The sequence below is a fragment of the Methylobacterium sp. WL64 genome (genome assembly GCF_008039945.1).
Classification (GTDB): Bacteria; Pseudomonadota; Alphaproteobacteria; order Rhizobiales; family Beijerinckiaceae; genus Methylobacterium.
In genome coordinates this window covers 1-8,304 of sequence record NZ_VRVA01000170.1, presented here as the reverse complement: position 1 = coordinate 8,304, position 8,304 = coordinate 1, and the positions used below count along the sequence as shown (strand labels likewise).

General features: G+C 68.5%; 16 protein-coding genes and 1 pseudogene. 6 read left to right on the top strand and 11 right to left on the bottom strand.

Annotated elements, in window-relative coordinates:
• A pseudogene (locus tag FV242_RS31090) lies at positions 1–202 on the bottom strand (porin family protein); the annotation flags it as partial.
• Between the two features lie 373 nt (positions 203–575).
• Here FV242_RS31090 and FV242_RS34965 point away from each other — a divergent pair.
• Positions 576–740 carry a hypothetical protein gene (locus FV242_RS34965; RefSeq protein WP_187278634.1) on the top strand — a complete coding sequence of 55 codons (165 nt, stop codon included), beginning with the start codon at positions 576–578 and terminating at the stop codon, positions 738–740.
• A 279-nt stretch (positions 741–1,019) separates the two neighbouring features.
• Positions 1,020–1,307, top strand: a complete 288-nt coding sequence (locus FV242_RS31085; protein WP_147910234.1) for a hypothetical protein — start codon at positions 1,020–1,022, stop codon at positions 1,305–1,307.
• A 14-nt stretch (positions 1,308–1,321) separates the two neighbouring features.
• Here FV242_RS31085 and FV242_RS31080 read toward each other — a convergent pair whose 3' ends face one another.
• Complete coding sequence (locus tag FV242_RS31080) at positions 1,322–1,765, bottom strand: DMT family transporter (RefSeq protein WP_147941616.1); 444 nt, start codon at positions 1,763–1,765, stop codon at positions 1,322–1,324.
• A gap of 116 nt (positions 1,766–1,881) precedes the next feature.
• Entirely contained in the window at positions 1,882–2,103 is a 222-nt protein-coding gene (locus FV242_RS31075; RefSeq protein ID WP_147910232.1) for a hypothetical protein, read from the bottom strand.
• 600 nt (positions 2,104–2,703) lie between these two features.
• Between FV242_RS31075 and FV242_RS31070 the strand changes: the two genes are divergently transcribed.
• A complete protein-coding gene (locus FV242_RS31070) occupies positions 2,704–2,904 on the top strand; it encodes a hypothetical protein (RefSeq protein WP_246692323.1) in 201 nt (66 codons plus the stop codon).
• Positions 2,905–2,993: 89 nt separating this feature from the next.
• On the opposite strand, the gene FV242_RS31065 is transcribed toward FV242_RS31070, so the two are convergent.
• The 6 genes from FV242_RS31065 to FV242_RS31045 form a co-directional block, all read right to left on the bottom strand.
• Positions 2,994–3,389: a hypothetical protein gene (locus tag FV242_RS31065; protein WP_246692972.1), complete on the bottom strand. Its 396-nt coding sequence runs from the start codon at positions 3,387–3,389 to the stop codon at positions 2,994–2,996.
• A gap of 214 nt (positions 3,390–3,603) precedes the next feature.
• Entirely contained in the window at positions 3,604–4,047 is a 444-nt protein-coding gene (locus FV242_RS31060) for a DMT family transporter (protein ID WP_147910231.1), read from the bottom strand.
• A gap of 135 nt (positions 4,048–4,182) precedes the next feature.
• Positions 4,183–4,404, bottom strand: coding sequence for a hypothetical protein (locus tag FV242_RS31055; protein ID WP_147941615.1), 222 nt, complete (start codon positions 4,402–4,404; stop codon positions 4,183–4,185).
• A gap of 61 nt (positions 4,405–4,465) precedes the next feature.
• Positions 4,466–4,642: a hypothetical protein gene (locus FV242_RS34960; RefSeq protein WP_187278633.1), complete on the bottom strand. Its 177-nt coding sequence runs from the start codon at positions 4,640–4,642 to the stop codon at positions 4,466–4,468.
• A gap of 121 nt (positions 4,643–4,763) precedes the next feature.
• On the bottom strand, positions 4,764–5,174 hold the full coding sequence (locus tag FV242_RS31050; RefSeq protein WP_147941614.1) for a hypothetical protein: 411 nt from the start codon (positions 5,172–5,174) through the stop codon (positions 4,764–4,766).
• A gap of 193 nt (positions 5,175–5,367) precedes the next feature.
• Positions 5,368–5,811, bottom strand: a complete 444-nt coding sequence (locus tag FV242_RS31045) for a hypothetical protein (RefSeq protein ID WP_147941613.1) — start codon at positions 5,809–5,811, stop codon at positions 5,368–5,370.
• A gap of 256 nt (positions 5,812–6,067) precedes the next feature.
• Here FV242_RS31045 and FV242_RS31040 point away from each other — a divergent pair, with 256 nt between their 5' ends.
• Positions 6,068–6,577: a hypothetical protein gene (locus FV242_RS31040; protein WP_147910227.1), complete on the top strand. Its 510-nt coding sequence runs from the start codon at positions 6,068–6,070 to the stop codon at positions 6,575–6,577.
• The gene (locus FV242_RS31035) at positions 6,574–7,020 is read left to right on the top strand and encodes a hypothetical protein (RefSeq protein WP_147941612.1); all 447 of its coding nucleotides are present in this window, start codon (positions 6,574–6,576) and stop codon (positions 7,018–7,020) included. The genes FV242_RS31040 and FV242_RS31035 overlap by 4 nt, the downstream gene beginning before the upstream one ends.
• Before the next feature lie 13 nt (positions 7,021–7,033).
• On the opposite strand, the gene FV242_RS31030 is transcribed toward FV242_RS31035, so the two are convergent.
• The gene (locus FV242_RS31030) at positions 7,034–7,288 is read right to left on the bottom strand and encodes a hypothetical protein (RefSeq protein WP_147910225.1); all 255 of its coding nucleotides are present in this window, start codon (positions 7,286–7,288) and stop codon (positions 7,034–7,036) included.
• A 92-nt stretch (positions 7,289–7,380) separates the two neighbouring features.
• Entirely contained in the window at positions 7,381–7,647 is a 267-nt protein-coding gene (locus FV242_RS31025; RefSeq protein WP_147910224.1) for a hypothetical protein, read from the bottom strand.
• Positions 7,648–8,106: 459 nt separating this feature from the next.
• Between FV242_RS31025 and FV242_RS34955 the strand changes: the two genes are divergently transcribed.
• Positions 8,107–8,244, top strand: coding sequence for a hypothetical protein (locus tag FV242_RS34955; protein WP_187278632.1), 138 nt, complete (start codon positions 8,107–8,109; stop codon positions 8,242–8,244).
• The last annotated feature ends 60 nt before the right edge of the window (positions 8,245–8,304 follow it).

The window sequence follows — 8,304 nt, the reverse complement described above, 5'->3', positions numbered from 1 at the left end:
GGACGCCGAAGGTGGAGTTGTTCGAGCGGCTGCTGGCGTCGAAGGCGTAGCCGGCGTTGAAACCCGCGTAGAAGCCGGTCCAGGTGAACACCGGCACCGGGGTGAACACGGGCGGCGGGGCGGCGCGACGCGGCAGGTCGGCGGCGGCAGCGGCGCCGGTCAGGGCGGTGAAGGCGGCCAGGGAGGCGAGAAGCTTGGTCATGCGGGGTAATCCAGGACGTGAAATCTGACGCCATGACTACCAATCCGTCGGGAAGAAAGCTGTAGTTTTACGGACACACCCGCCGGCAACGACACCGGGCATCATAGTAAACCGGCGGTAAATGGCTGCGGTCCGCCAGACATCATTCGGGAATACTGGGCCGACTGTGACAACGCCGACGCCGCGCATCGGTTGCGGCGACGGCGACGGTTGCCGAGCCCCTGTGGCCGAAGAGCGACAGAACGGGTTCGCGGAGGGCAGCAGAAGGATGGCGGCATTGCTCGCGTTCACATTCCGTACCCACTGTGGCCCGGGGGCGGCAGCGGCTTTTCGGGGGCGCTGCTAGACAGCTCGACGTCTCTGGATGCCGCGCATGTCCAATCGACCGATCCTCCGCCGCATTGTCTTTGTCCTGGGGCTGATGGGCATCCTGATGGCCTTGGCCGACGTCGTCGCCCGCCGGGAGCTGACGCAGGCGGCCCACGAGACCTTCGGGCGCGGTGGCGCCATTTCACGGACGGCCGAGGCCACCGATTAGAGCCGCTCCCGATCGCGCCGCCGGGGCCCGCAAGGCTGCGGTAAGGGCAGCCGGTCGGACCGATGACGGACGGGAGAGCGTCGGCGCACGCCTCAGTACGGCCGGATCGTTCCGCAGATACGATTCCACGCCACGACCGAGCGACGTGTCGAGGGCCGGCGGAGTGTTGATGCCGGAAGCGCGGCAGAACCGAACGCCGCGCTGCGCCGTTGAGGGACGTGATGCCGGCCGAGGAGCGGTCGGGGTCGCATATCCACGCCCATGGCCTGCGAGCTTCCGATGACCCGTCCGCGTCGCGTGGGCCTGCCCTGGTACGCCCCGGAGCATTACGAGGCGCTCCGCGCCAGCCTCGCCGACGGACCGCGGCTGCCGCCTCGGTACGAGACTTGGCGGATCGCCACCGAGCAGATGGAGCGCGAGGTCCAGCGCAGCGGCGTCGCCGTGATACGCGTGTCGATCGAGCCCGCTGCGTTCGCGGCGTGGTGCGCCGATAGCGGCGTGCTAGCCGACGGGCCAGGCCGGGCCCGCTACGCCGCCGAGGTTGTGGCCGCCGCCGCCCCGGCTTGAAGGGCGTCCGCCGCTCAGAACAGCGCGACCAGCGCCACGCCAGCGATCATGAGGACGGCACCCAGCATCCGCCAGAGGCTTGCCGGGTGCACGGCGAAGCCGACCCAACCGTAATTGTCGAGCACGATCGACGCGACCACGCCCACGGTGACGATGATGCCGAGGAAGGACGCGGCGCCGATGGCCGGCGACGCGTAGAGTTGGGCGAGGATCAGCAGGATGCTGAGGAACCCGCCGAACCAGGCCCACCAGGGCACCTGCGCCCATTGCTGCCCGCTCGGGATCTCGAGCTTGCCGACGGCGAGGCCGCCCACCAGGAGGGCGGCCGTACTGACCAGCAGCGTCAGCAGGGCGGCCGTAATCGGCAAGCCGAGGGATTTCGACAACGTCGCGTTCTGGCCGGGCTGGATCGCATTGGCGAGGCCGGCGAGGATGGTGAGTCCGTAAAGATACCACATGCTCCGCTAGCTCTTGGACCTGCGGCCAAGATCCGCCGCCCGCCCGCGCATTTTTGACGCGCCTGGCGCGGGCGGCGGTGCGGCCCCGCCGATCCACGCAGGATCGTGCGCGGATCCTAGGGCGTGACCGGCAACCGCCCGACCACGGATCCGGACGCGTCGCGCACGATCAGGATCCACGCTTCGTCGGGATCTGCGGTCGCCAACTCGGCGGCCATCTCCCGGATCACGCTCCGGGCCTCCTCCAGGGCCGCATCTAGACTGACAGCCTCGACGCCGTCCTCGTCGCGGATCGCCTCGGCGCCGTTCTCGATGTCGAAGTAGAAGCGCTCGGGCATCTGGCAGGTCCCCCAGATCGAATCCCCCGTAAGGGTCCATGAATTCGGCTACGTAGTGCGTAACAGCACAGCAGCATTCAAAAACAACGATAAACCTTAAAATATCTCAAATCTGAATTGGCTGCGCGAGTTGCAATTATGTCGAGATTTTGGCGAGACGATCCACTAAAGCTTTTAGCGATCGCCTTCCGAACCAAGGCCCTAAGGCCCGCTGAGGTGGCGCTCCTTCCTTGGGGCACTTGCCATGTCGACGTTTAACAAACCGGACTCGGCCAAGAAAACCGACGCGCCGTCGGACAGTAAAGACCAGCTGCGCAACCACATCCGGCGCGTGTTGCTGTGTATCAAGACCCGGTCGGCGCAGAAGTAGTTGCTGCGCCACCGCGCAGAGTGCGATCGACCATCCGGCATACGAGCTCGGCGTGAGGAGGCCCGGACAGGGTCTGGCCGCGACGCTTTGCGGCATAACCTGACCGTCTGTCGGCGGCCCGCTGTGGCGTCCCTGCGCTGGCGCGGCCCGCCGACAGACGGCATCGTCGCGTCATGGTGAAGCCCGGAACCCCGACCTGCGAAGTCTCCGTCGAAGGAGCCTGGGTGGCCATGACGGTCGACGAGGCGCAAGCGCGCCATCGCGACGCCCTCAAGCGCTGCCCGGCCTGCTTCGGACGCCTGATGATTCAGGGTGGCTATACGGCGGTGCGGCGCGCTTCGCCGTCACATTTCCGCGTCCACGATGGCTGCCCGCTGATCCCGCGCCACTACAAGGGCGCGCCATCGCGGCACCCGGCGGCGATCAGCTAGACGAGGGTCTGCCGTTTTTTCAGCGGAAGCCGTCCCGATGCTCGGCGCATCGGGGGCACCGAAGCTCCGCGACCGTTCGAGATCGAGACTCAGCGCTGTACCGCCTCGATGTCGTCCTCGAAGATCGAGTCGGGCTGGCAGGCGTGCCAGTCCTTCTTCTCGTCGGTCTGCCCTTTGCGACCCCAGCAATAGCCGGCCTGGGCCAGGCGTCCGCTTAGTCGGTCCCGGAGCCGGCACTGCTCGCGGATGACGGCAGGATCGCCGGATCCCTCGCATCCGAGCGCGGCCCGCGCCTCCGCGCTCAGCAGTTCGGGCACCGTGGGCGGCGGCTGCTGTGCGAGTGCGACCCCGGCAGCCATACTGAGGGTGAGGGCGGCGAGGGCGGTGCGCATCCCGGCACGATACAGGCCGGCGGAGCCTTGTCGAGACGACGACCGCGTCGAGCGGGCACGGCGGCCGGTCCGCTCACTAGGGCGCGCGGTCATCACAGGGGTCCGCATCTCAGGGATTTACCGCCGGTCGGGCACGCTATCGCCCGCGCAGGAAGAAGAACCAGATCAGGATGAGGACGGGGATCGGGACCCCGATCAGCCACAGCAGACCACCCGTCAGCATCGCGCTCTCCTTGAACTCTCCGAAGGGCAACCCCGTGCGGAGCGGGACCGTTCCGGCATGCCGGCGGTGCAGTCGGCCCCGTTGTCAGAAGGTTGCAACCAGCGCCACACCGGCGACCATCAGGACGCCGCCGAGGATGCGCCACAGGCCGGCGGGATGCGTCTCGAAGCCGACCCAGCCGAAATGGTCCAGTACGATCGAGGTGATCACACCAGAGGTGACGAGAAGGCCGAGGAACGGTGCGGCCCCGATCTGCCGCGCCACGATGAATTGCGCCAGGATGATGCAGCCGCCCAGGATCCCACCGAACCACGCCCACCAGGGCATCGCCATCACCTGATCCGCCGTGGGCCAGGTGAGCCTGCCGGAGAGGAGGCCGACCACGAGGATGCAGGTGGCAGTCCCGGCCGCCACCACGAGCCCCGCGGTCAGCGATTCGGCAAGCCCTTTGGAGAGCGCCCCGTTCTGCCCCGCCTGGACGGCATTGGCGACGCCCGCCAGCAAAACGAAGCCGTACAGGTACCACATGGTTGAGATCCCGATCTGTGACGGCACGGGTTGGCGACACGGTCGGGGCCGTGGCGGCGCACAACCGAGGTCGGTGACCTCTCATACTGCCGCGACAACCGCGCGGAGATGGTCCGACGGGGTGTCGGATGCCTGTCAGAGCACCCCGTCCGGCTGCGGTCCGGCGGTATCCATGCGGTCGGCCAGATCCTGCACGACCTCGTGGACGAGGGGCGGCCAGGGCACGTTGCTGTCCTGAAGGAGGCGCGCCGCACCCACCAGCGCGGCGAGTTGATCGCCCGAGATCGCCCGCCCCATGATCTGCGAAGCCAGCATCTGCTCCGCCAGGGCCGTCGAGAGGCGCAGAACCTCCGGCATCCGAGCTGTCCGGGGATCGCATTCTGGGCTGGAATGCGCGTCGGGGTCCCTGTCGGTCATGTCAGCCCCCCTTCGCTTCGTAGCCGCGCGCCACCCGGATGAATACGGGTTCGGCGGCAGGCATGTTCCATCGCCGATCGACGGCGTTGCCCGATGACATGACAATCGGGTTCATCGAAAGCAGATTTTTCAGTCTGTTCGGCGTTGTCAGGGCGAAGACCGATGATCGATCGGTCACCGGCCCGGTCGGCGCGGTCTCTCTCGGCGGTGACCCAACGAGGGGCGACGGTGGGCGCCCGCCGAAGCGGGGAGGGCGGGGCCGGCCCGCTCTCCCCGGGCCTCGGGGAGACCGATGCGCGCTATTTGGTGATCCGCACCGAGACCGGATCGCTGCCGGGAAAGCTCTCTTCCAGCGCCTCGTCGAGCCGCTTTTCCATCCGATCCGCCTGGTTCGCGGCGAGACCCCGATCCGCAGCCGGGAATCCGGCCGCGAGCGCGGTCGAACGCCGGCGCGCCGTCGACCGGAACACGTCGTAGACGAGCAGGCCGAGCCCGGCGGCGATCAGCAGGGCCGGCACGGGGTTGACCCGCACGTCGGCGACGAAACGCTCGACCGCCTCGCCGGCGGCCTGCCCGGACCGCTTCAGGTCGCCGAGATCCCGGGGGATGCCCGGACCTTGAAGGCGGGATTGCAGATCGCCCAGCGTGCGATCCAGGCGCCCGCGGCTCGCCTCCACGTCCTGCTCGAGTTCGTCCGCCGCGTTGGTCATGGGTCCTGTACTCCGGTGGGGCATCGTCCCGCGGTGCCGGTTTCCGGCCCTCGGTACGATGCGAAATCGAAACTCTCAGGCCTCGTCCCGGAGCGGATGTCCAGGACGATCCGCGAGACCCTGCGCATCTCTGCTGATCTGCCGTCCCATCCGGGTCCGCCGCCTACCGGGATCCGCGCTCCGCGACGCGGCCCTACAGGTCCGGCGTCGGCAGGACGTCGACCGGGACCAGGGCCCGCGAGCGCGGCACCGGCCGGATCCCGGGCGGGTTGATCAGCCGATAGAGCGCGACGCCGGCCAGCATGGCGGCGGCCGCGGTCAGGACGGGCCGGCGCCGGGCGGCTGCCCGGACCGCGTCGTACATCTCGCCGAAGGAGCGGCGGGACATGTCCTCGGCCAACCCGTCGACACCGAGAGCGGCCTGCTCGAAGAAGGCTTTCACATGCGGCAGCCCATCGAAGCCCGCGCCCGAATCCCGGATGGCATCGCCGACATCGGAGACGACCCGGACCGCATCGGCCCGCCGCTTACCGGCATAGCCGTGTGCTTGATCGCGCAGGGCGTCTGCGAACCCACGCGCCGGGTCCCGGTCCGGCCCGGAGGAGGTCGGACCTCGATCCTGGGCACTGTTCCGCATCAAGCTGTTCTCCGGCAGGAATCCGTCTGAAGGGAAGCCGGCAGCAGCCCATCCAGTTCCGCGAGCGACCGGGGGAGCGTCGGCCTTTCCGGTGTCGCGGAGCCGGCCGGCGCGGTCCATCCAACCCGCGCGAATTCCAGCACCGGGCGCAGCCTATGTTAACAAACCCTCACCCTGCCGACTTGATTTTAATGGTTTGTTAATCATTGCGCTTCGTTTAATCACCCAACGTCTACAGGCAGGGAGAGGGCGCCCCGTGAGCGAGCTGCAGCGGCTTTTGAACGATCCGCGCTTCCGCACCGCCGACAAATCGAAGCGCGAGCCGGGCGCAGCCCCGGAAGCCAATCTCGGCAACGTCCTGCGGGTGGTGTCGTCGCTGAACGAGCAGGCCCCGTTGCCGACACCGCAATCGTCGCCGCAGGATTGGGACGCGCTGATCCACCGGGTGCAGGCCGCGGCCCGGCAAGCGCGGGAAGTCGAGGCCCAGGCTCGGGAGCGCGAGGAGCGCATCGAGCACGTGCTGGAGCGGGTCCGCGACGACATCAATGCATCGAACGAACGGGCCCGCATCGCCGAAGTTCAGGCGCGGGAAGCGCAGGTTCGCGCGGAAGCGCAGGTCATCGCCGCCGAAGAGCGCGCCAAGGCGGCCGAGGCGCGAGCCCGGGCGGCGGAGGATCGCGCGCGTCACGCCGAGGAGTGGCTGGCCCGCGTCCAGGACGCGATCATGTCCGAATTCTCCGACCTGACCGATCAGGCCGCCGCATGAGCAGCAGCCCGGCCCGAGCGCAAGCGGTCCCCCCGGAAGTCGAGCCGGTGGACCGGGTGGTCGCGCTGTTCTCCGGACCCGACGCCGTCGCGTCCGCGGAGGACGAGGATTGGTCGGCCTCGCTGCTGGCCGTCCGGGGCGTCGCAGCTCGGGTCCGCGAGATGCAGAAGCGCGCGCGGGACTCCGCCCGAGACGCGCAGCGCTCGGTCCGCGAGGCGGATGCGGCGGCGCGGGCGGCCGAGGACCGGGCCCGCCATGCCGAGGCGACGATGCGCGAGGCGGTTGCCCGCGCGGAGCGGGCCGAGGAACAGGTCCGCTTGGCGGCCGAGCGGGCCGACCGGGCGGAAGCCCGCGCGACGGAGGCGCATATGTGGCTGCGACGCATGCACGAATGCATGGTCAGCGAGTTCGGCACGCTCGCCGCGGACCCGCCCCGGCCCTGACGCGCCGCCGCGGTCAAGCGACCTCCGGAGCCGCCACGACGTCGACCGCGTGCGGTGTCCAGGCGTAGGGCGCGGTATGGCCGTGATACCCGGCGATCTCGAGTTGCAGGATCCGGATGCACTCGGCCGATAGCTCCGTCAGGATGTCGTAGCCCTCCTCGTCCACCGCGGACCGGACCGTCACGAACGGCCGGTGATCGTCGTAGGTGACGAGGACTTCCTGTTCGGCATACGGATCGAGCGGGTTAATACAATAATGGGCCGGCATCCGCCTTCGCTCCTGAGATGATGTTACGCAGGATGCCTCTAGTTCCTGGTTGTAACAGCCCGATGAAGAGTGCCGACCGCCCCGCCACACGGTCACAATCCGAGCAGGGCGCCCGGGCCGGACGCGATTGGGCAAGGTGCAATTGGGAGAGGCCCGGAAAACTCGGCCCGGAGGGCGGCGAGCGCCGCGCGGATCGCCAGCGTCACAGATCGGGGCGCGCTCGCGGCCTGGGCGCGCAGCTGAAGCTGCTGCAGCTCGTGCCGGAGGACCCGCCGCCCGGGATCGCCGGGGAGCCCGTAATCCGCGGTGAGCAGACTCAACAGCTGCCGGCCGAACGGATCCGCAAGAAGGGCCGCCATCAATCCATCCCGATGCAATACAGAAACACGCCAATAGCGGCCTATGCTCTATCGCTCAGTATAAACCGCTGATTGGCGACTCCATAGCCGGAATGATAGGCGTAGATTACTGACTTGCGTACCCCCCACGCAGGCCAGTACCGGCGAGGCGGGAGGGGGAGCCTTGCTCGCCCGCCTCGCCGGTACCCCCGGCTCCCGGTCGTCGCCGATGCGCCCGCCGCTCCCGCTATAAGCGGCCGACCGCCCAACAGACGTCCCGACCCGGAACGATTCCCTATCCTTACGGGACCGCGCGCTCCTGCGAGGCGCCGGCCGCCCAGTCTGTGCGCAACGGGTATCGATCCCGGCGACATGCTGAATCCACCTCAAAACGACCATTCATTTTAAGGGCAAAACAATATTTTTCGACGATGATTGCTGCATCCGGGCAATTCTAAGCTGTTCAGCGAGCAGGCCACCGTGACCCTCAGTCTCGTTCTCAGTATCACCGCCCCGCTGCTGACCGGCGTCGGCGCCCTGCTCTGGGCTGGGTTCGTAGCCCCGTGCCTTGACGAGGTGCCGGAAGCGGGCGCGCGCCGCGACCTGCGGACCTGGTAGCGCGCACCTCACTTTTCGGGCCCGCCACCGGGGACGGGGCGGGCCCGAAAAGTGAGGTGC